A 19,362-nucleotide genomic window follows, 5' to 3' on the forward strand; every position below is an offset into this window, starting at 1 on the left:
GTCGCCGGCAGGCGCGCCGGGCGCACGTGTGTCGTCAAGCCGGTGCCCAGGTCACTCAGGTGCGGGCGGCGTTGCCGATGTCGGTGGCGCTGTCGTCGTCGGTCGCCGTGTAGGCCCACATGGCGTCCAGCGCGTGCTGGCCGAGGTTGGTCATGCCCTCGCCGAGCTTGCGGGCGTTGGTCTTCACGGCCTGGTTGGCCGTCGTCTGCTCGTCACCGATGCCGGACGGGACCAACTGGTGATAACCGCCTTCGCCGCCCTCGCCGTGCAGGAAGCTCTCGGCGAAGTCGTCGCCGCCGAAGGTCGCCGTCTGGTCCAGCGGGTCGATCCGGGCGATCGCATTCGACATGGTGCTGGTGAGCCGGCCGCCCAGGTCCTTGATCTTCTGTGCCGAGTTGAGCAGGTCGGCGGCGGTGCTGCCGAGAATGACGTAGTCACCCATCGTCGTCTCCCTGTCGCCGGATGTCGGCATCGTGGCTCTGGATCAGCTTGTTGATGTCCATGCCGCCGGCCCGGGCCGCGCGCATGTCCGACGGCAGTGCCTCGTCGTAGATCTCCTGCGCCTGCCGCGCCGACTCCTCGATGGCCTTGCGGACGGTGGCCACGATCGTCGCGGCCAGTTCCTTGGAGTTCGGCTTGCGGTAGACCCGAGGGTCGATCTCGAGCTCGATGAGGTGCCCGCGCGGGCCGACCACGGCCTTGACCGTGCGGTCGTCCGACCACGCGGTGCCCGTGACCTCGAGGGCCTTGCGCTGGATGTCGGGCAACTCCTTGGTGACCCGCTTGAGGTCGGCGAGCATCCCTTCGATCGCGCCCCAGTTGGGACGATCCACGGCACCTCCCCGTCAAGCCGCGATCACTGTGCCTCGGGTGTCCAAGTGTGCACCCGCCGAGGCTCCGGCGCAGCCCCGCCCCGGAACCCCGGCGGTCTTCGTCACGTCCTCCGTGACCGGTCCAACGGACCGGTCAGATGCCCGCGGCGATCTGCTTGTCGACCGCCTGCATCCGCTCGGCCGACGCGCCCAGCTTCACACCGACCTGCGACAGGGCGGCCTTGACGTCGCTGATGCCCGAGTTCCACTCGGTGCGGGCGGCGTCGACCGCCTGGCCGGCGGCGCCGTGCCAGTCGGAGGCGAAGAGCTGGGTGAACTGCGTGTAGAGGTCCTCGAGGGACCCCTCGACCGCACCCGTGTAGGTGCCGATGGCGGTCGCCACGTCCGCGATCTGGCCGAAGTTGTAGGTGATGGCGCCGTCAGCGCCGTATCCCGCTCCCATGGATGTTCCTGCCTCTCGAAGGTCTCGTCGCGGAAGGGTCAGCCACGCAGGGCGGCGATGACCGTGGAGTCGCCGGTGGCGGCAGCCGCGGCCCGGATGTCGTTCGCCGCGTCCTCGTCGTTGACACCGAACGTCGAGGAGGCGTTGCTGATCTTCCCGGCGAGGTCGTCGAGGGCGTTCAGCATCTTCGTCAGGCCCTGGTTGAGCTGGGCCGAGGAGCCCTGCAGCGCGTTGTTCGCGGCACCGGACATGCCTGCCCCGCTGAGGCCGTTGATCCGGTCCAGCAGCTGCGCCATGCCGGTCGCGATGCTCTCGCGGGTCTCCATGCACTTGTTGGCCATCGTGTTGAGCTGGTCCTGGGTCGCGTGGACCGTGCCCACACCTGGTGTGTCCGTCAAGTTCGTCTCACCCCGTTTTCTGCTGTGGCTCCCCGGGGGAAGCTCGCTGAGCGATGGATCGATACAACCCACCATAATGCGGCGTACCAGACGGTAGCGCCCCAGTTCAAGGTCGGTCCAGTCGGACAGGGTTATCCATTGTGGCTCTGTCCGGTTACGCTCGATCTGGACGAGGATGCCGGAGCGCCTCGGGCGATGGACCAGAGGCACGGATCGACGGGGGAGAGATCTTGGCTGAGCCGCACGACGACGTGCCCTACAACCCGTACCGGTCTCAGACCACCGCCAACACGAATCCGGCGTGGCTCGAGGCCGGCCACAAGAACATCGACGCCGACATCGACGGCATGGCTGACTTCGCCAACAACATGAAGATCATCATGGAGAACCTCCGCGGCAAGGTCCCGGAGCTCAACCTGCTCGGCACCATGCCGATCAACGCGTGGGCGCCCGGCTCGCTGCCCGAGGGTGCCTACACCGCACATCTGATGCTGGCCAACTACAACGAGTTGCAGCAGTATCTGTCGTTCCTGGCACAGGGGCTGATGAACACCGGCTCGGCCGCGCAGACCATCGCCAACGCCTATGCCGGCACCGACGGCTGGTCCGCCGCCGACATCAACGCGGTCAAGTTCGCCTATGGCGACAGCAAGGCCGAGCGGCCGGCCGGCTATCCGGAGGAATGGCTCAGGCAGGTCAAGACCTGGCAGGACGCCTACAGCGAGAACATGAGCTCCGGCAACGGTGCCGCGTCGGGCGTGGTGGTCCGCTGGACCGACCAGGGCACCTTCACCGACGCGCAGGGCCAGCACAAGGTCGCCGTCAGCACCGACGGCGTGCGCCGCGAGATCATCACCAGGGTCGACCCGTATACCGGCGGCACGGTGACCACGACGATCGTGACCTATCCGCCGAACCCGAACGGGAAGACGGCCGAGGAGCGCGCGGGCTACACGCGCACGAGCCGGGCGGACTCCACGGCATTTGTCACGTCGGGCAACACGATGCAGAGGCAGACCACCTATTACGGCAACGACGGCCAGGTGACCGGTTCGCAGACGCAGACGACGACCTACACCGACGGTGAGGTCACGAGCACGCACACGCAGAACAAGGACAAGGACGGCAACAACACGACCGGCAACAGCGTGGTCACCAACGCCGACGACAGCCAGACCATCACCACGACGCAGACCGGCAAGGACCCCAAGGTCCTGCAGATCGGCGAGCAGACCGAGGGTGTGGTCGGCGCCGGCGAGCAGCCCGCCCAGGACAAGATCAACCAGCTCAGGCCGCAGTGATGCCCCGTGGCTGAAGACTGGCGGTACATGCGCGCGGAGATGCCGCACGCCGGCCCCTCCGGATCCGGCATGTGGTACAACGTGCCCGATCGATTCGACGTCGAGTTCACCAACCCGCCCAACGACGGCGAGAACGGCCCGTGGATCGAGGACATCCGCCGGCAGATCATGAACCAGCACCCGGAGGACATCTCCGCGCTGGCCGACCAGTGGCACCGGGCGTGGCAGCTGCTCTTCGGCATCCAGCAGCAGGTCCTGCAGACCAGCAACGACCTGTATGAGAAGGACTGGAAGGACGGCGACGCCCGCGACAAGTTCATGACCGAGGGGCCGGGCAAGATGCTGGCTTATCTGCAGTCATGGATGGACTCGGCGCTCGACAACGTCGCCGCGCTGCGCGCACAGGTCACCATCGTCCGTGCCGCGCGCACGGAGATGGAGGGGATGTGGAGCCGGTACAAGGCGGCCATCGACAAGGCGTCGGAGACCGACGGCACGTTCGGCAACTGGTTCTGGCACTACAACCTGATCCCCGGCGGCGACCAGACCGACTACGACAACGCCAACAAGCGTGACGCGATCGAGCAGATCAACGAGAAGAAGAAGGAGTTCGCCCGCGAGGCGCAGGGGCTCGCGCACCGCACCGCGCAGCAGATCTTCCAGACCTACTCGACGATCGGCAACGGCCACGGCGCGCCGTTCTTCCCGATGAACGCACTGATGACGCCGATCGGCCAGCCCAACCCGATCAGCCCCGGAGGGCCGCCCGGCGGCATGCCCGGCGGTCCGCCGCCGGGGCTCAACCAGAGCCTGCTCAACCTGCAGAAGAACCCGCCGGTCATCCCGAATCCGGTCTCGACCAACCCGCTGCAGCCGGTGCTCAACGTCACCAACCCGCCGAATGTGCTGCCGCCGGGCGGGCTGCCCAACCCGACGATCGTGCCGCCGGTGCTGCCGCCCGGTGTCCGCCCGCCCGGGCAGCCCCTGGCGAAGCCGACGACCCTCAACCCAAACGTCACGTCGCCGTTTGCCAAGCTCGCCCCGAAGGGCCTCAACCCGGGCCTCATCCAGGCGAAGGGCATGGTCGCCCCGACCGGCGACATGACGCCCGGCGCGCTGCGCTCCCCAGGTTCGACCCCGCCGGCACCGCCGATGTCCAACGGCGCCCAGCGGCAGAATCCGCGCGCCAACCCGGCAGGCACGGGCAGGCAGCAGGAGAAGCTCAACGGCATCACGCGGCAGGGCGGGGTCGAGGAACCGTTCGCGCGGCAGCAGTCCGGCACCGTCCCGCCGGTCCTCAACAACAAGCAGCGCGGTGCGAGCGGCAAGCCCGGCAGCCAGTCGGAGCTGCACCCGCAGTCCCGGCAGGCGGCAGGCACCACGTCGCCGCTGCGCCCTGCCGGGGCCGCCCCGCCGGTGCTCAAAGCCCCATCGCAGAGCCCGATGTTGCCGCCGGGGCAGCCCGGGTCGCGTACCACACGCAAAACCGCGACAGGCAACGGCCAACCCGGTCAGCCGGTCCCGAACTCCGACTGGGTCGGGGTGGAGGCCGCCCGCTCCGACGTGGCCGCGCCGATTCTCGACGCTCCGGAGCTGCCGCCGACGGGTGCCGCGGTGTCGAAGCTCGAGGAGGTCAAGCTCCGCGGGCGGGCCGCTGCGACCGGCGCTCGCTCGGGCGGGCAGTCGCGGATCAAGGCCGGCCCGACGGTGTCGCCGGAGCTGACGGCGCGCAAGGCCCGCCGCGACGGGTCCGGCACGGGGTCCGAGGCCGACGAGTCCGGCAACCGGATCGTGACCGACGACGTCGCGTTCAGCGTCGAGACGCCCGGTGGAGGCGTGGTCGCGAAACAGCAGGACACGAGGGCCTACCGCCCGGAGGCGCCGACCGTCCTTGGTGGCGGCGCCTGATCCGTCGCCTGCTCTGCATGGAGGGTTTCGTCTGCTGGTCGCCTCATCGTGCGGCGGCCAGCAGGTCCTCCAGGACGAGCATCCGGAGGTCCTCGCGACTCGGGACCCGGCCGAGGCTGCGCAGCCGCCCGGACTGCGCCTTGCGCATCCCTTCGAGCAGCTTGCGCGCCTCACGCGCGTTGCCGAAGTTCTGCCCGCGGTCCATCTGGTCGAACCACTCGTACAACGCGTCCTCGAGCCCGGGGGCGAAGACGTAGTCGTCGTTGCGGGCGATCCGCCCCGCGATCAGCACGAGCTCCTGCGGCGAGTAGTTCTCGAACTCGAGCGTCTTGGCGAACCGCGACGCCAGACCCGAGTTGGCGTCCAGGAAGTCGGCCATCTCGGCGGTGTAGCCGGCGACGATGACGGCGACCTGGTCGCGCTGGTCCTCCATCAGCTTCACCAGCGTGTCGATCGCTTCCTGCCCGAAGTCGGCGGCGGCGCCACCGGAGCGGGCCAGCGTGTAGGCCTCGTCGATGAACAGGACCCCGCCGAGCGCCTCCTCGAAGACGGTCGTGGCCTTTTCCGCGGTGTGGCCGATGTACTGCCCGACGAGGTCACGCCGTGAAACTTCCTTGAACTTGCCGATGGGCAGGACCCCGAGGGCCTTCAGCAGCTGCCCGTAGAGCCGGGCGACGGTCGTCTTGCCGGTGCCGGGTGCCCCGGTGAAGATGAGGTGGTGGCTGACCGCGCCGACGGCGAGGCCGGCACTGCGGCGCCACTCGTTGACCTGAATCTCGTCGATCAGCGAGCGGACCTCGCCCTTGACTCCGGCCAGGCCGATCATCGAGTCGAGCTCGGCGAGGAGCTTGTCGACCTTATCCGTGTCCTGCTTCGTCGCACCCTCGATCGCCTGCACGCCGACCCGCGGCCGGTGCCGTTCGTCGGCCTCGCGGATCGTCGGGCTGGCGCCCTCGTCGACATGGATGCCCGGCGTGGCCGTCGACTCGACGCGGCAGCTCTCCACGAGCCCGCCGCAGCCACGGCCGAACATGATGCCGACACCGTGCGTGTCGTGGATCCACGTCTCCGTGATCGTCGGTGCGCTCTGGTGCGCGACGGAGATGCCGGCGTCGCCGGTGGCCGAGATGTCGCAGCGCTCGATCGTCGGCTTTGCGGCGTGGTACACGTAGATGCCGCGGAATCCACAGCCCTCGATCGTGCTGTTGCGGATGACGGGGCTTGCCCCGAGGCGCACGATCACCCCGTCGTCGGCGATGTTGCGCACCTCGCACTTGTCGACGACGCCGTCGGAGTCTTCGATGACCATCCCGTACTGCCCCTGCGTCACCTTCACATCGGTCGCCTCGACGTGCGCGCCGTCGGTGATGCTGAGCCCTGCCGCGAACACGGCACCGACCTCGCACGCCTCGATCGCGAGCCGGCCACCGGTGACGCTGACCGCCGGATAGTCGTCGGCGGTGAGGACCAGGCCGCGCAGCGTGACCTCGGCCGACTCGCACGCCACGGCTGAGCTGCCGAGCCCTGTCGCGTCGAGCGTGACCGAGCCGGCCTTCCCCGCCGCGACGATGCTCACCTTGCGCCGCCGCAGCCGGACCACCTCGACATAGGTGCCCGCCTCGACCGAGATCACCGCACCGTCGGTCGCGATCTCCAGAGCGTCCTGAATCGTCGGAAATGCCCCGGCCCGCGCCCGGGACACGATCAAAGTCTGCGCCATAACCCCACCGTCGACGGCAAACGATTGACGCGAGCCTACCTCGCAGCACAAACCCACAGGTTCGGTCGTTGTGGTGTTGCGGTGACCGATCGCAGATCGTCCGTGGCCACGACGCCAGTGTTTCGACGCCGCCGCTTCATTGTGGCCACGGCTGCGGGTACGTCTGTAGCAGCCGGGCCGCCTCGGCGCGCAGCTCCGCTCGGGTGAGACCGCCACCGAACATCGAGTCGGCGACCCGGTTAAGGAACCGGATGAACTCCTTGGCGCCCGCCGGTGGCAGGTCACGGCCGGTGACGAGTTTGTGCCGCCCGTCGTGCACGATCGGCGGCAGAAGCGGACGTCAAGATCATATGGTTGGCCACTCGCCGCGATGGCGCATCGCGCACGGCATGATGATCGACTGCGCAGTGCGGAAGAACTGATGGCGACGCCGGAACCGGCGTGGCCGACGCTGGAGGCGGAGCTACTGTCCAATCCGCAGATCACCATTCTGCCGGTTGCTGCTAGGGCCGGCCAGGATTGCTTGTACCGGCTGCAGGTTTCTGCCCGGTCGCGGCTCGGCGCTTTGGCGTTGCACACAGGTGGGTTGCTCGTAGATGACGGCTGGCTGAGGGTGCTTGGCGGCGGCGATGAGGCTGGCCTGCCGTCATTGGCGCAAGCCAACGGCTTGCCCGGCGATGGTCGGCCGCCCGCTTCGCTCGTGGTGGGTCATGACGTCCTCGGCGGGAGGTTCGAGGTCAACGGCGCCGATCCAGCGGCGTTCGGTCGTCCCGGAAACGCCGGCGAGGTGTGCTACTTCGGCCCCGACACGCTGGCATGGGAGCCCCTCGGCGCAGGTCATGGCGCCTGGCTGTCATGGATCGCCGAGGGTGGTACAGCGCAGTTCTACGCGTCGTTGCGGTGGACGGACTGGCAGGCAGAGACCCGCGCGCTGCCGCTGTCGCACGGCATACGGTCTACCCGTTCCCGTGGTCCCGCGAAGCGCACGAGGACCGCGCCGCAACCACCCGTGGTCCGGCCCCGATAGCCGAATTGTTCTCGCTGCAGGACGAGTTGCCGCGCGATTTGCCGAGGAACCAGACGCCACGGCGTTGCACGTCCGCGTCGACTGAGCAACCGGCCCCCGACGATCCGACGTCAACCTGCGCGACAGGCGCTCACCACCAGGACGGCAAGCCTCGGCGTCACCGCTCCCGTCACTGGTGGTGACCAGCACGGTTCTACCGACGCGCAGCAGTCGCGGCAGTTGCGGACGTTCTTGGTCGGATGGTCATGCCATAATCCCGCCCATGCACGAGGTCGTTGTCGCGGCGCTGGTTCGCGAAGGTCGAGTCCTACTCGTCCATCGAAGTCCGAACCGCCGCGCCTACCCAGGCGTGTGGGATCTGCCCGGCGGACACATCGAGACAGGCGAGACAGAGCTGGCTGCGCTCACCAGGGAGATGCACGAGGAACTGGGCGTGCGGATAGCAACAGGCTCCGCGATCCATCTGTGTCGGCTGGACGCAGGCCGCGAAGGCGAACCCGTACGCCTCAGCGCCTGGCTTGTCGGCGAGTGGGAGGGGACACCGACAAACGTCGCTCCCGATGAACATGACGAGATCCGTTGGTTCCGGCCTGAGGAGTTGCCTCCGGTCGCCCACGAACTCGTAGGCACGGCGATAGTGGAAGCGATGCGGGGTGCCCGCGCCTGAACTTCAACGCGCTGTCATCGGCTATGAGTGCGCGCCGGCCCGACGGACACCAACTACGCAATGTCACCTGCGGCATGGTGCGTTAGCGCTGGAGCCAGGACCAGCCCGCGGGCCCGGAATGCCCTGTCCCCCGCCCGATTTCGAGGTTTTGCCGGATTAGCCACCGCCCTCCAAGGCAGGGACCTCCGCTTGGCACAGGTGGACGCACAGCGCCGCCTGCGGCTCACACAGCATCGACCTCGGCCCGGCGGGGCAACCGCTACACCGACTGCCCAACGTCGAGCGGAGCGCGCGCTCCCTGAAGATCACCGTACGGGCGTTCGTGTCAAAGATGTGTCACAATCATCCACAGTGGACACACGAAGTGGGCGGATGAAACACCACGCAATCAAGCGTTTCGGATCCGATCTCTCCGACAGTCACAGAGTGTGTGCTTTGGCGTTGTGTCCGTCGAAGTCGCCAAGATCGGTACCGAGGTTCGATGCCATTGACGAGGTCGCCTCACCATGTAGAGCTTCCTAGGCTGCTAGGTTACATGGACGTGGGTGTTGCCTCTACTTGGGTCAATCTCCTCGCCTCCGATGACCGTCCGGGAGCCGCTCTGCCGTAAGGACGTCGCTCCCCTCTGCTCGGCCAGCCGCCACGTTCGTGCCTGGCTAACTGTGGCTAACTTCCCAAGCTGGTCGATGAGGTTCAGAATTTTCGGGTCGATCCGCAATACTGGACGCCAGGAGCGTCGGCGACCGGTCAGCATTCACGGGGGCCAGCATGACGCGGTACGCCATCCATGACAGCCGAACCGAGCTTCTCGCCTCATGGGGTCTCGGCTACGGCGACACTGCAATGACCGTCGCTGCGCTGCCGACCACCGCGAGTTCCAAGGACCAACTGGTGCTTGCCGAATCGCTGAGCAGGTTGTCCCAGGCGTTGTGGCGGTGCTACACCCATCCGGCATCCGCAGCGGCCAGCACAAAGGTCAACACCGAAGGATGGCAACGTCAACAGACTCGAGCATCGTTCTCGACAGTTCTGGACGCGGTGCGTGCCCGAACCTGCCGGTCGACAACACGCTGATCGTGTCGTACGACCCAGTCGAAGAAGCCGCCCACCGAGTCGGCCGAGCACTGCACGACATCGGTAACAGACAGCAAGCTCCCCGTTCCGGCTGCACGATCACGCCCACCGCCTGCCGCAAGGGCGCCTCGATGCTGGACGCCGCCATCTGCAACGGCGACCGGGGCGGTGGTCCGCCAACAGCCCAACGCCAACAACGGAGACATCATGGTGAGAGGCCGCGGCCGAGGAAAATCCATCGTTTACATCGATGGACTTAATCGCTAACTTTCTTTCATGAAGCGATTCGTCGTCAGGGCGGTACTGATCGCAAGCGTTGTACTGTCGACCGCCGGCATCGGCTCAACGGCGCACGCCGGGGCGCCAGGCTACACCCGGCAGGGGCTGTACGGCTGGCCCGACCAGTGCGCCGGGGTCGGGTACGTCGGCCAGCAGAACCACCAGTGGACGTCCTACTACTGCGAGACCATCACCCCCACCAACTGGAACGCGCCCGGCCTCTACGCGCTCTGGGTCGCCTGAACGGCGATCGCCCGAGTTGCACCGGTGAGCACCGGGCGTGACATGGCGTGCAGGCCCGGCGCGGCGGAACGACGGCCAGGACATCGCGCTCCGCCGGGCAGCCGGACGGCGCACCGGGCGATCACTGCGCACCGGGCAGATGTGATGACGGTCGTTCGAGGCCGAACATGCCCGGGCAGCGGAACGGGGTGAAGTCCAGGCCCCGCATCGCCGCCAGCAGGTCCGCGCACACCGCCTGCTCTACGCGGGACTCGCCGCCCGTCATCACCGCCAGGTCGGCGCCGTGGCCCACCAGCTCGGTCAAGGTGAACCAACCCCGCCATCTCGGCCGACAGCGTCGCGAACGACAGCGGTACCGGGCGGGCCAGCACGTCCGAGCGAGGCCAGGCCGCGCGGTCCAGCGCCGCGGCCGTCGCGAATACCGAGCGCGGGTCCGCGCCCAGCCAGTCAGCGGTGGGGCGGGATCGAGGCGCTCACCGCCGACGTCGCGCTCGCCCGGCTCACCAGCGGCTCGCCCCTGCCCGACACCGGGTCGCTCACCGGGGACCTGCGGGCCTACGCCGCCGGCGACGTGGCCGGGGTCGGGCGGGCGGCGCTGCGGCTCACGGCCTCGCTGTCCACCGCCGGCGCGGCCGGGGCCGCAGCGCGGGCTCCGCAGGCCACCCGCAACGCCGCCGCCGGTCGTTGTCCACACAACCGTGAACCGTAGCCGCCCGTCGACTCGACACTCCTTCAGCTCGTAGCTCGCCAGCCAGGTCAGGCACACGCCCCGCCACCGGTAGTAGCTCCGGTATCCCGGCGGATCGTGGTCACGTCCGGGCATCACCGCACCGACCCGGCCACCCGACACGACGAGCCGCAGCAGATACGGCAGGTAGCCCTCGTCCATGCCGAACAACGGGTACGCGTTGCAGCTCACCACGGCGTCGAAGCAACCAGCGGCGAAGGGCAGCCTTCGCGCGTCGGCGCGCACCGAGGTGACGAGATGCCCGACGCCCGCGCTTCGCGCCAGCTGCCGAACGCCCACCACGTCGACCTCGATGTCGACCGCGCAGACCGACACTCCGTGTTCCCGCGCGAGGAACACCGCGCCGGTGCCCGGTCCGCTGCCGAGCTCCAGCACCCGCATCCCCGGCTCGAGCGGGCAGACGGCGGCCAGCAGCTCGGCCGTCCACAGTGGATTCGGCCCGGTGACGTGCTGCAGCTGCCACGCCTCCGCATATCGGGAGGAGCGCGGTAGTTCTGCTCGATGCAATCGCCCGGCGTCCCCTTCGCACCCGACGCGCGCGCCGGCGTCACGCGTCGGCGCCGGTGAAGCAGGCGACGACTGCATGCAGCAGACGATAGGCCGCCCGCGTTCGCCCCGTTGTCCCATTACATCGAATTCAGTCGATCACTGCGATTGACAGTTGTTGCGAAGTCCGGGCAAACTCCGCAACGTGGCCTTGGACCAGCCGGAGATCGATCCGGCCATCCGGGTGCGCGCGTTCGCGCTTCCCCGTGCACACCCGGATGCCCGATGAGCGACCTCCAGGCCGACCCGTCACCGGGCCGCCGCGACAAGGCCACCAAACGCACCGGCGCGCTCGATCCTTTGCGCTATCCCGCGTTCCGTTACCTCGTGGCCGGTCGCACGGTGACGATGGCCGGCAACGCCGTGGCACCCATCGCTCTCGCGTTCGCGGTGCTCGATCTTACCGGCTCGGTGCGCGACCTCGGCCTTGTCGTCGGCGTCCGGTCATTCGCCAACGTCGTCTTCGTGCTCTTCGGCGGCGTCATCGCCGACCGGCTGCCGCGCCACCTGGTGATGGTCGGAGCGTCCGCACTGGCCTGCACCATCCAGGCGGCCGTCGCGGGCGTCGTGCTGACCGGCAGCGCCACGATCCCGCTGCTGCTGGCACTCTCCGCGGTCAACGGCCTCGCCGCCGCACTCGCGCTCCCGGCCTCGTCCGCACTCGTGCCGCAGACCGTGCCGGCCGAGGTGCGCCAGCAGGCCAACGCGATCAACCGGCTCGCGTTCAACACGGCAATGATCGGCGGCGCCTCACTCGGTGGCCTGCTCGTCGCGACGGCCGGGCCGGGCTGGGGCCTGGCCGTCGATGCCGCCACATTCGGCGTCGCCGCGCTGCTGTTCCTGCTCGTTCGCGTGTCCCCGCTGGAACGTGCCGCGACCGCACGCGCGGGGATCTTCGCCGACCTGCGCCTCGGCTGGACCGCGTTCGCCAGCCGCACCTGGCTCTGGGTCGTCGTCGCCGGCTTCTGCGTGATCAACGCTGCCATGACCGGCGGCATGAACGTGCTGGGCCCGGTCGTCGCCGACGAGACCTTCGGGCGCAAGGCATGGGGCCTGGTCCTCGCGGTCCAGACAGCCGGGATGATCGTCGGTGCCCTCGCCGCCCTGCGGGTGCGGGTCAGCCGGCTGCTCCTGTACGGCGTGGTCTGGTGCCTCGGCAACGTGCTGCTGCTGGCTGCGCTCGGGCTCACCCCACACGTGGTGCCGCTGATGCTCGCGGGGTTCGCCGTCGGGTTCGCGGTGGAACAGTTCGGCATGGCATGGGAGACTACGATGCAGGAGCACGTGCCGGGCGAGATGCTGGCCCGGGTCTACTCCTACGACATCCTCGGCTCCATCCTCGCGGTGCCCGTCGGGCAGATCGCCGCCGGCCCCCTCGCGGAACACTTCGGCACCCGCACGACACTGCTCGGTGCCGCCGTCCTGTGCGGATTCGCCGTGGCGGGAATGTTGCTCAACCGCGACGTACGCCGGCTGCCGCACGCGCTCTGAACCCGATGATCGTCGACCTGATGCGCAACGACCTCAACACCGTCTGCGAGATCGCTCGGTCCACGTGCCGGCGCCGTTCACCGTCGACACGTTCCCACTCGTGCACCAGCTGGTCAGCACAGTCCGCGGCAGGCTCCGCGCCGACCGGACGGCGTCGACTGCGCACGGGCGGCGTTCCCCGGCGGTTCGATGACCGGCGCGCCGAAACGCCGGACACTGGAACTGCTGGAAAACTCGAGGCGGGGCCGTGGGGCGTCTACTCGGGCGCGGTCCCTCAACGGCGCCGTCGACCTGAGCATCGCCTTCCGCACCATCGTCACCGGCTCCGGCGGCACCACCTTGGGCGTCGGCGGCTTGGCGGCGACGACCGGCGTTGACACGGGAGTAGTAGCGCATCAACGTCGCGGGACCGTGACCCAGGCGTTCGGCGACTTCGGAATGCCGTATCCGAGATCCGGCTCTGTTGCATTCGCTGTTCGGCATGATCGAGGCAGGCTTGAGCACAGGTCAGCGCGGTTATGGCAGCGCGAACGAGCGCCCACGCCCGCTGCGTAGCTGGAGTAGAACGCGTTCAAGTTTGTGTCGATGGCGCGTTGAACGCGTTCAACTCCTGCCGTCACTGAGCACCCTCATCAATCCCGCCATGCGTATGCTGAGCTGCACGGATGAGGTTCTCGGCACTCGCAGCGTCCGGCGAGGGTCATCGGGGGAGGAGTTGCTCCACGGTGGTCAGCGGCACGGCGGTGAAACCGGCCTCGGCGGCCCGTACATAGGTGCCGCTGCCGGGGATCTCCGTCAGCGGGCCGTGGAACGGTGTGCCGCCGACCGACCGTACATCCCAGCAGCCGCCAGAGCTGCCGAAGATCACCTGATCGCCCACGACCGGCGACTGGATCACCGTCACGCCGAGCGGAGAGTTCGTCGCCGCCGGCGGGAACACGAACCCGAACAGGGCGCCGCCCGGGCCCCAGAGCGGCCCCGGGTTTCCCCGCGCCATGGTGTCGCCCTTGAGCGGCGGCAGCTGCGGTGTGTCGACCCACACCTTGGTGCCGTCCGGGAGGGCCGGCCCGGCGAGGGTACGCACGGCGGTCAGCGTCATCTCGTGGTGGTACGGACCGTCGGGGCCGGTCCGCCCGGTCAGCGTGCCGCCGGCCACGACGACCGACGCCCCGAGGTCGAGCACCTGCCGCATCCGCTCGCCGAGCGGCATGGGGATGCACGCCTCCGCGGCGGCCATCGGCGCATCGCCGTCCGGTTTCCCGCGGGTAGCGAACCACCCGATCGGCACCAGCAGGACGGCCACGATCACGACGGCCGAGACCGCGATGCGCCGCCGGCGGCGGGTGCGGCGCGACCCGAGGACCGCGTCCTGCTCCGCGAGCGCTTCCCGCAGCTGAGACTCTTCCATGTCAGGCCCCTTCTCCTCGGCTGCCGCCGGCCGCAGCGCCGGCCGCAGCGCCGGCCGTACGTGGGAACCGTGCCGGCCCGGCGCCGCGGTGTTTGCCGCGACGCTGGGCCAAACCATCGTCAGCCCGTTCTCAGCGTGGCGCCGAGCGATTCGTTGATCGTCCGCATCGAGGAGAAGTACACCCAGGAGCTGCACCAGCTGTCCGGGGCCGCGTAGCGGACTCCGACACAGTTGGTCCAGGTCTTCTTCACCGTCTGGATCATGCCGGTCGCCCTGACCTGCGTGCCGTTGACGACGGTGAAGACGGGTCCGCCGCTGTCTCCCTGGGAACCGGCGATGGTGTCGGACTGCTGATGACCCTCGATCGTCCAGATGTCGCCGTATCCGTCGTTGGTCAGATGCCACATGTTCGTGACCTTGGTGTTGCAGCGGACGCCGGAGTTGGCGCCGCTCGTGCACACCAGTACACGGGCAACGGTACTACCTGCAGCCAGTCGGTCTGGGCGGCCAGCCAGGCGTTCATGACCTTGGACCGTTGGGCGGCCAGCCCGTCCCAGATCAGGCACCCTCAAGCAGCGCCATCAGGCAGGCGTTGCAGAGCGTGGACGAGCTTGCCGGTGTTTGTAGGCGCCGGTGGTGCGATCGGTCAGCAGCCGCACCCAACGGCCGTCGGGGTGGTAGCAGATGAACACAGCGAGGCTGAGCTGGCTGCTCGTCTCTGCGTGGTCGATTCAAGATCATTGTCCACAGCGGACTGCGCGGAGCTTGCTCGTCAGTTCTTCCTCGCTGTCACCATCGCGAAGGTGAGGAACTCGCCGGCGTCGGCGGCGAGTAGGTCGATCACCGCCTGGCGATTGTGTTGTGGGCCAGCCCAGTCGCCTGTGTGCTCGGCCACCGCCTGTGTCCATAGCAGCCAGTCCCGCCAGCCATCTTCCTGCAGTCGTGCCGATGTGACGGTCACGAGTTCGGTGACTTCCCACTGAAAGCGCCACCACTCGGCGGTGTGCCAGGCGATCGGCTCCCAGCCGAACAGTTCCTTGATGCGCTCCGGGATCGCCCCGAGTTCCCGGACCTCCTGGGTCATTCCCGGCGTCGCCACGCCGAGTTGGCCGCCAGGCCGCAGGAACCCCACGAGGTATGGCAGGTACCAGTCAGAGGTGCCGAAATACTCGAATGCGTCGATGCTTACGATGGCGTCGAAGCTGTCCTTCCCGAACGGCAGGTTGTGCGCCTCGGCCCGCACGGCGGTCACCTGGCCGGAAACGCCAGCGTCAGCGAACACGGCCGCTGCCTCATCCGGCGCGATCCACCAATCGGCCGCCACGACCTGGACGCCGTACTCACGGGCCAGGAACACGGACGTCGCCCCCTTGCCGGAGCCCAGGTCCAGGACCTGCATCCCCGGGCGCAGGTCAAGATCCCGGGCCAGGTCCTCCAGCAGCCACAACGGGTTCGGCCCCATGTCCAGGTCGAGCAGCCAGGCCGGGTCGTACCGGGACGAGCGCGGATACCGATCTGGGCAGGCAAGCTCATCGACGATTGTCACGGGTACCGATCAAAGCTGGTCACACGCAGGCATGCAATCCCTTTGCTCACCCCGCCGACAATGACCTACAGGCGTCGATGCCCAGGCACGCCGTGCACCGACGGCCTGTCCAACAGCAAGGTGTCGCGACGGCTCAGGACACTAGAGACACTGAAGAACGTGTCGCCATAGTCCTTTTTGTACGGTTAGCGAGATACTTGTTGGGTGCGATACGCCGACGGCGGCGGTCTGACCCAGGCCGGTAGACGGAGACGAGAACAGATGCGCCAGCAGGCGGCCGACCTCTTCACTGCTGGCGTGTCCGCTATCGAGGTCGCGGCCCAACTTGAGGTGTCGACGAAGTCGGCGTACGCATGGCGTCGTGCTTGGAAAGCCGGCGGTTCGGAAGCATTGCAGTCAAAGGGAACCAGCGGTGCCCGGTCGAAGCTGAGTGACGACCAGATGCGTCGGCTTCAGCAGCGACTGGAGGCCGGCCCGGCGGCGTCGGGCTACGTCGAGGATCAGCGGTGGACGCTTCCCCGGGTGGTCAAGCTCATCGCCACGATCTGCCACGTCCAGTACAGCATCAAGGGCGCCTCGCTGCTGCTGCTGCACCGGATGGGCTGGACACCGCAGATGCCCAGCCACCGGGCGGTCGAACGCCGACGAGGCGGCGATCATCTCGTGGTGAAAACACAAGTGGCCAGCGGTAAAGGGTCGCGCGCAGGTTGGGCGCGTGGATCTGCTTCGCCGACGAGGCGGGGCAAACGCTGAGACCAACCAGGGCCCGAACCTGGGCCCCGCGCGGCCAGACCCCGATCGTGAAAGTCACCGCGAAGGGCTCCGGTCGCATCTCCTTGGCCGGACTGACCTGCTACCGACCTGGACAGCGCAGCCGGCTCATCTACCGCGCCACGGTCCACAAGGGACACAAGGGCGAGAAGAAAGGCTTCCGGGAAGCCGACTTCGCCGCACTGGTCGACGCCGCCCACCAACAGCTCGCCGGACCGATCGTACTGGTGTGGGACAACCCGCAGGGACACGTCTCCGCCAAGATGAAGGCACTCATCGCGGCCCGGCCATGGCTGCGCGTCTACACCTTGCCCGCGTACGCCCCCGAACTCAACCCGGTTGAGAAGGTCTGGTCCCACCTCAAGCGCAGCTTGGCCAATCTCGCCGCCGGGAACGCCACCAATCTCTCCCGCCTGGCCAAAACCAAGCTCAGGAAGATGCAGTACGTCGACGGCCTCATCGACGGCTTCTTCAGAGCCACCGGACTCTCGTCACCATGATCTCCAGACCCTGACCGTTCAGAGTCTCTAGCCGCGTCGGCAGTGGTGGTGCAGGGCCGGGGGTCTGCCCGCAGAGTGCCCAGGTGGTGCGCACCGGTGGGATCAAGTTCAGGCCGGACTCGTCGGCACAGCAGATCCACGCCCCGCGGGCGGCGAACATCTACCGCGAACGGAACGCTAACGGATGGCACCCCGCGACACTGACAGCACTTGATTTTGCGTCAAGTGCGATGCGCCCAAAAGCGACCAAACCGACGTTGACTAGGGTCTTCTGTCCGGTTTCGGCCGACTTCTTGTTAGCGCCACTGTTAGCGCGCCCTAACAAGAACTGTCCAATGTATACATCATGAGCTTGAATATTCCCAGCTCACACTGTCGGGACGGCGGGATTCGAACCACGACCCCTTGACCCCCAGTCGTCGGAGGCCCCAGCGACGTGCTCAAGCACGTTCTCCCAGGTCGCATCCAGCATAAACCGGCCGAGTAAAGGGGTGCATGTCAGAGCACTCTGCGGCTACGCCGCCTCAGCCTGGTTGCCGAACCGACCGGCGACGACCTTCCGCAGGACCTCGAGCGCCTGCTGCGCGTCGTCTGGCCCCACCGGCGCCGTCCGCTCCCGAATGTAGGACGCGAGTGCGTCCCGGATGACATCGGAGCGCCGTGCCTGCTGCGCGTCCGCGAGACCGTCAAGCTCCTCGACCATCGCGACCGGCAGACGGATGCTGATCATCGCCATCGGCCCATCCGCCGTCGGGGAACACTTTCGCGAGCGGCCAGGCCAGGAGCACCATCATCGCCCAGCCGGCGTCGCGTACCTTCGGATCCACAGCCATTGCAACAGGCTTCCCCCTGACTGATCGCGATCGTCGGTCCGGTCAGGGCAGCGAGCCAAATACGAACAAGGCGCCGACGAGCAGCGCTGGCACCAGGTCCCATGACGACGGCCGGCTGCACCATACCGCCCACGCCGGACCGTCCGCGGCCGGTGGCGGCACGGCCGGCCGGTTCCGCCGCCTCGACGGCGGGCGGTCGGAGTAGGCGCGCCGGGCCGCGGCAGACCTGGCGAAACTCAACCCCGACATCGCGAACCCGACGACCACCACACCGATGCCCACGGCGCCAGCCCAGGTCCCGACGGCCCGGCCGAGCAACGGGCCGACGACCCAGGCGCTGATGATCGCGATGGGGACCCCGCAGAGCGCGAAGAACACCCAGGCATACCCCCGGCTGATGTTGGCGTGCTGCGCCGAGATCCGGTTGTACGGAGCCTCGGCGGCATCGGACCGCAGGCTCGCAGCGTCGGAGTCGCCGTACACCTTGGCAAGCGGCCAGGCAATGATCACGATCAGTGCCCAGCCGACATCGCGCAGCTTTGGTACGTCAGCCATCGACCAACCTTAGATCCAGCCGCCGGGCCACCGTTCCACCTTCTTCTTGCACGGGCTGGTGTACTTGCACGCCGTCTGGGCCCCGAACGTAGCAAGAAACCCATTGCCAGCGTAGCGCCAGCGCTTCCACTTGGACTCCGCGACGTTGTGCGCCGTCCGGGCCTTGCGCCACTGCCGGGTCACCTTGTCCCGGGCCTGCCGGCTGTTTTGCCGCCCTTGACGAAACTGTTCTTCGCTTTCGTCGCCGCTTCGAAGCCCTTCCTGGCCCTGTTGGCGGTCCTGCCCGCCCCGGCAATTGCCTTGACCCCGGGCACGATGCTGGCGACGCCGAGCGCACACGAGACCGCTTTCCCGGACTTGCAGGACATGGCGGCGTCCAGGACACCGAAGCCGAACGACACGGCGCCCAGGAACGGTGAGAACGGGGTCGGGATCAGGGCCAGCGCGCCCGCCACCACCGAGATGGTGCCGGCGTGCTGGACCAGGAAGTTACCGGTGGCCTTCAGGAACTTCTTGAGGAACTTGCCGTCGAGATCGTGATGGTTGACCGGGTCGCCGCAGGCATAGTCGTACGCGGAGCACGAGCCCCCAGCCACCGGGTCACGCTGCAGGAACCGGCCGAGCGCCGGGGAGTAGAGCCGGACACCCATGAGGATAACGTCGCCGAGCGCCTCGGCCGAGCGTTGCTTGGCGCCGAGCCAGCCGAACCGCACCGCAGGCTGCTGCGCCACGCCGAACTCGTCGAAGTCGAGCAGCGCCGGGGTGCTGAGGCCGATGTCGATCGTGCCGGCCACGTCGCCGTGCAGGTTGACCAGGTTCAGCTGGACGTCACCGGTCGCCGAGGTGACGACGGCTCCTACCAGGCCCGGACTCGCCCGCGGCCACACCAGTGACAGACCGTACCTCCTGAGTACGACAACTCTGTCGACATGCGGTTGAAGGCCGCATGGTCGTGCAGCCGCGTTCGAGGGATGCGCTGGCACTCCTGGTTGGGATTATGAACCTCATGGCCGACTGGCTCATGCTTGCTCGGATGAGCAACTGGTGCACTGTGCTTCCCCGCTTTGATGGA

General features: G+C 68.0%; 23 protein-coding genes. 10 read left to right on the top strand and 13 right to left on the bottom strand.

Going from position 1 to position 19,362, the window contains the following annotated elements:
- Positions 1-55: 55 nt before the first annotated feature.
- The 4 genes from Dfulv_RS35670 to Dfulv_RS35685 all read right to left on the bottom strand — a co-directional run bounded on the left by Dfulv_RS35670 (position 56) and on the right by Dfulv_RS35685 (position 1,673).
- The gene (locus Dfulv_RS35670; protein WP_259858231.1) at positions 56-442 is read right to left on the bottom strand and encodes a hypothetical protein; all 387 of its coding nucleotides are present in this window, start codon (positions 440-442) and stop codon (positions 56-58) included.
- Positions 435-833: a YbaB/EbfC family nucleoid-associated protein gene (locus Dfulv_RS35675; RefSeq protein ID WP_259858232.1), complete on the bottom strand. Its 399-nt coding sequence runs from the start codon at positions 831-833 to the stop codon at positions 435-437. The genes Dfulv_RS35670 and Dfulv_RS35675 overlap by 8 nt, the downstream gene beginning before the upstream one ends.
- 133 nt (positions 834-966) lie before the next feature.
- The gene (locus Dfulv_RS35680) at positions 967-1,275 is read right to left on the bottom strand and encodes a WXG100 family type VII secretion target (RefSeq protein ID WP_259858233.1); all 309 of its coding nucleotides are present in this window, start codon (positions 1,273-1,275) and stop codon (positions 967-969) included.
- A gap of 38 nt (positions 1,276-1,313) precedes the next feature.
- On the bottom strand, positions 1,314-1,673 hold the full coding sequence (locus Dfulv_RS35685; RefSeq protein ID WP_259858234.1) for a WXG100 family type VII secretion target: 360 nt from the start codon (positions 1,671-1,673) through the stop codon (positions 1,314-1,316).
- Positions 1,674-1,903: 230 nt separating this feature from the next.
- Here Dfulv_RS35685 and Dfulv_RS35690 point away from each other — a divergent pair, with 230 nt between their 5' ends.
- Both Dfulv_RS35690 and Dfulv_RS35695 read left to right on the top strand, forming a co-directional pair.
- On the top strand, positions 1,904-2,974 hold the full coding sequence (locus tag Dfulv_RS35690; protein WP_259858235.1) for a hypothetical protein: 1,071 nt from the start codon (positions 1,904-1,906) through the stop codon (positions 2,972-2,974).
- Between the two features lie 6 nt (positions 2,975-2,980).
- On the top strand, positions 2,981-4,882 hold the full coding sequence (locus Dfulv_RS35695; RefSeq protein ID WP_259858236.1) for a hypothetical protein: 1,902 nt from the start codon (positions 2,981-2,983) through the stop codon (positions 4,880-4,882).
- Between the two features lie 43 nt (positions 4,883-4,925).
- Here the strand turns inward: Dfulv_RS35695 and Dfulv_RS35700 are convergent, their stop codons facing one another.
- Complete coding sequence (locus Dfulv_RS35700) at positions 4,926-6,602, bottom strand: right-handed parallel beta-helix repeat-containing protein (protein ID WP_259858237.1); 1,677 nt, start codon at positions 6,600-6,602, stop codon at positions 4,926-4,928.
- Positions 6,603-6,738: 136 nt separating this feature from the next.
- On the bottom strand, positions 6,739-6,921 hold the full coding sequence (locus Dfulv_RS35705) for a hypothetical protein (protein WP_259858238.1): 183 nt from the start codon (positions 6,919-6,921) through the stop codon (positions 6,739-6,741).
- A gap of 51 nt (positions 6,922-6,972) precedes the next feature.
- On the opposite strand from Dfulv_RS35705, the gene Dfulv_RS35710 reads away from it, so the two are divergent.
- The 4 genes from Dfulv_RS35710 (at position 6,973) to Dfulv_RS35725 (ending at position 9,892) form a co-directional block, all read left to right on the top strand.
- Entirely contained in the window at positions 6,973-7,629 is a 657-nt protein-coding gene (locus Dfulv_RS35710) for a DUF2625 domain-containing protein (protein ID WP_259858239.1), read from the top strand.
- Between the two features lie 262 nt (positions 7,630-7,891).
- Entirely contained in the window at positions 7,892-8,296 is a 405-nt protein-coding gene (locus tag Dfulv_RS35715) for an NUDIX domain-containing protein (protein ID WP_259858240.1), read from the top strand.
- Positions 8,297-9,064: 768 nt separating this feature from the next.
- Positions 9,065-9,370 carry a hypothetical protein gene (locus tag Dfulv_RS35720; protein ID WP_259858241.1) on the top strand — a complete coding sequence of 102 codons (306 nt, stop codon included), beginning with the start codon at positions 9,065-9,067 and terminating at the stop codon, positions 9,368-9,370.
- A 276-nt stretch (positions 9,371-9,646) separates the two neighbouring features.
- The gene (locus Dfulv_RS35725) at positions 9,647-9,892 is read left to right on the top strand and encodes a hypothetical protein (RefSeq protein ID WP_259858242.1); all 246 of its coding nucleotides are present in this window, start codon (positions 9,647-9,649) and stop codon (positions 9,890-9,892) included.
- A gap of 121 nt (positions 9,893-10,013) precedes the next feature.
- Here the strand turns inward: Dfulv_RS35725 and Dfulv_RS35730 are convergent, their stop codons facing one another.
- Complete coding sequence (locus tag Dfulv_RS35730) at positions 10,014-11,147, bottom strand: SAM-dependent methyltransferase (RefSeq protein ID WP_259858243.1); 1,134 nt, start codon at positions 11,145-11,147, stop codon at positions 10,014-10,016.
- A 264-nt stretch (positions 11,148-11,411) separates the two neighbouring features.
- Between Dfulv_RS35730 and Dfulv_RS35735 the strand changes: the two genes are divergently transcribed.
- Both Dfulv_RS35735 and Dfulv_RS35740 read left to right on the top strand, forming a co-directional pair.
- Positions 11,412-12,677 carry an MFS transporter gene (locus Dfulv_RS35735; protein WP_259858244.1) on the top strand — a complete coding sequence of 422 codons (1,266 nt, stop codon included), beginning with the start codon at positions 11,412-11,414 and terminating at the stop codon, positions 12,675-12,677.
- A gap of 189 nt (positions 12,678-12,866) precedes the next feature.
- Positions 12,867-13,232: a hypothetical protein gene (locus Dfulv_RS35740; protein WP_259858245.1), complete on the top strand. Its 366-nt coding sequence runs from the start codon at positions 12,867-12,869 to the stop codon at positions 13,230-13,232.
- A 145-nt stretch (positions 13,233-13,377) separates the two neighbouring features.
- Here the strand turns inward: Dfulv_RS35740 and Dfulv_RS35745 are convergent, their stop codons facing one another.
- The 3 genes from Dfulv_RS35745 to Dfulv_RS35755 all read right to left on the bottom strand — a co-directional run bounded on the left by Dfulv_RS35745 (position 13,378) and on the right by Dfulv_RS35755 (position 15,532).
- On the bottom strand, positions 13,378-14,085 hold the full coding sequence (locus Dfulv_RS35745; protein ID WP_259858246.1) for a hypothetical protein: 708 nt from the start codon (positions 14,083-14,085) through the stop codon (positions 13,378-13,380).
- 119 nt (positions 14,086-14,204) lie between these two features.
- Positions 14,205-14,492: a hypothetical protein gene (locus Dfulv_RS35750; protein WP_259858247.1), complete on the bottom strand. Its 288-nt coding sequence runs from the start codon at positions 14,490-14,492 to the stop codon at positions 14,205-14,207.
- Between the two features lie 365 nt (positions 14,493-14,857).
- Positions 14,858-15,532, bottom strand: a complete 675-nt coding sequence (locus tag Dfulv_RS35755) for an SAM-dependent methyltransferase (RefSeq protein WP_259858248.1) — start codon at positions 15,530-15,532, stop codon at positions 14,858-14,860.
- A 303-nt stretch (positions 15,533-15,835) separates the two neighbouring features.
- Between Dfulv_RS35755 and Dfulv_RS35760 the strand changes: the two genes are divergently transcribed.
- Both Dfulv_RS35760 and Dfulv_RS35765 read left to right on the top strand, forming a co-directional pair.
- Positions 15,836-16,384 (top strand): winged helix-turn-helix domain-containing protein, encoded by a 549-nt coding sequence (locus Dfulv_RS35760; protein WP_259858249.1) that lies wholly within the window; start codon positions 15,836-15,838, stop codon positions 16,382-16,384.
- Complete coding sequence (locus tag Dfulv_RS35765; RefSeq protein WP_259858250.1) at positions 16,339-16,902, top strand: transposase; 564 nt, start codon at positions 16,339-16,341, stop codon at positions 16,900-16,902. The genes Dfulv_RS35760 and Dfulv_RS35765 overlap by 46 nt, the downstream gene beginning before the upstream one ends.
- A 514-nt stretch (positions 16,903-17,416) precedes the next feature.
- Here the strand turns inward: Dfulv_RS35765 and Dfulv_RS35770 are convergent.
- The 3 genes from Dfulv_RS35770 to Dfulv_RS35780 all read right to left on the bottom strand — a co-directional run bounded on the left by Dfulv_RS35770 (position 17,417) and on the right by Dfulv_RS35780 (position 19,177).
- Entirely contained in the window at positions 17,417-17,638 is a 222-nt protein-coding gene (locus Dfulv_RS35770) for a ribbon-helix-helix domain-containing protein (protein WP_259858251.1), read from the bottom strand.
- A gap of 139 nt (positions 17,639-17,777) precedes the next feature.
- Positions 17,778-18,290 carry a hypothetical protein gene (locus tag Dfulv_RS35775; protein ID WP_259858252.1) on the bottom strand — a complete coding sequence of 171 codons (513 nt, stop codon included), beginning with the start codon at positions 18,288-18,290 and terminating at the stop codon, positions 17,778-17,780.
- A 179-nt stretch (positions 18,291-18,469) separates the two neighbouring features.
- A complete protein-coding gene (locus tag Dfulv_RS35780) occupies positions 18,470-19,177 on the bottom strand; it encodes an RHS repeat protein (RefSeq protein ID WP_259858253.1) in 708 nt (235 codons plus the stop codon).
- Positions 19,178-19,362 lie beyond the last annotated feature (185 nt).

It is taken from the genome of Dactylosporangium fulvum, assembly GCF_025137375.1.
GTDB classification, from domain to species: domain Bacteria; phylum Actinomycetota; class Actinomycetes; order Mycobacteriales; family Micromonosporaceae; genus Dactylosporangium; species Dactylosporangium fulvum.

Coding starts and splice junctions, on each gene's coding strand:
- Dfulv_RS35725 (WP_259858242.1), top strand. CDS start 9,647: ATGAAGCGATTCGTCGTCAGGGCGGTACTGATCGCAAGCGTTGTACTG.
- Dfulv_RS35710 (WP_259858239.1), top strand. CDS start 6,973: ATGGCGCATCGCGCACGGCATGATGATCGACTGCGCAGTGCGGAAGAA.
- Dfulv_RS35715 (WP_259858240.1), top strand. CDS start 7,892: ATGCACGAGGTCGTTGTCGCGGCGCTGGTTCGCGAAGGTCGAGTCCTA.
- Dfulv_RS35745 (WP_259858246.1), bottom strand. CDS start 14,085: ATGGAAGAGTCTCAGCTGCGGGAAGCGCTCGCGGAGCAGGACGCGGTC.
- Dfulv_RS35720 (WP_259858241.1), top strand. CDS start 9,065: ATGACGCGGTACGCCATCCATGACAGCCGAACCGAGCTTCTCGCCTCA.
- Dfulv_RS35700 (WP_259858237.1), bottom strand. CDS start 6,602: ATGGCGCAGACTTTGATCGTGTCCCGGGCGCGGGCCGGGGCATTTCCG.
- Dfulv_RS35750 (WP_259858247.1), bottom strand. CDS start 14,492: ATGTGGCATCTGACCAACGACGGATACGGCGACATCTGGACGATCGAG.
- Dfulv_RS35740 (WP_259858245.1), top strand. CDS start 12,867: ATGACCGGCGCGCCGAAACGCCGGACACTGGAACTGCTGGAAAACTCG.
- Dfulv_RS35735 (WP_259858244.1), top strand. CDS start 11,412: ATGAGCGACCTCCAGGCCGACCCGTCACCGGGCCGCCGCGACAAGGCC.
- Dfulv_RS35670 (WP_259858231.1), bottom strand. CDS start 442: ATGGGTGACTACGTCATTCTCGGCAGCACCGCCGCCGACCTGCTCAAC.
- Dfulv_RS35770 (WP_259858251.1), bottom strand. CDS start 17,638: ATGGCGATGATCAGCATCCGTCTGCCGGTCGCGATGGTCGAGGAGCTT.
- Dfulv_RS35680 (WP_259858233.1), bottom strand. CDS start 1,275: ATGGGAGCGGGATACGGCGCTGACGGCGCCATCACCTACAACTTCGGC.
- Dfulv_RS35775 (WP_259858252.1), bottom strand. CDS start 18,290: ATGGCTGACGTACCAAAGCTGCGCGATGTCGGCTGGGCACTGATCGTG.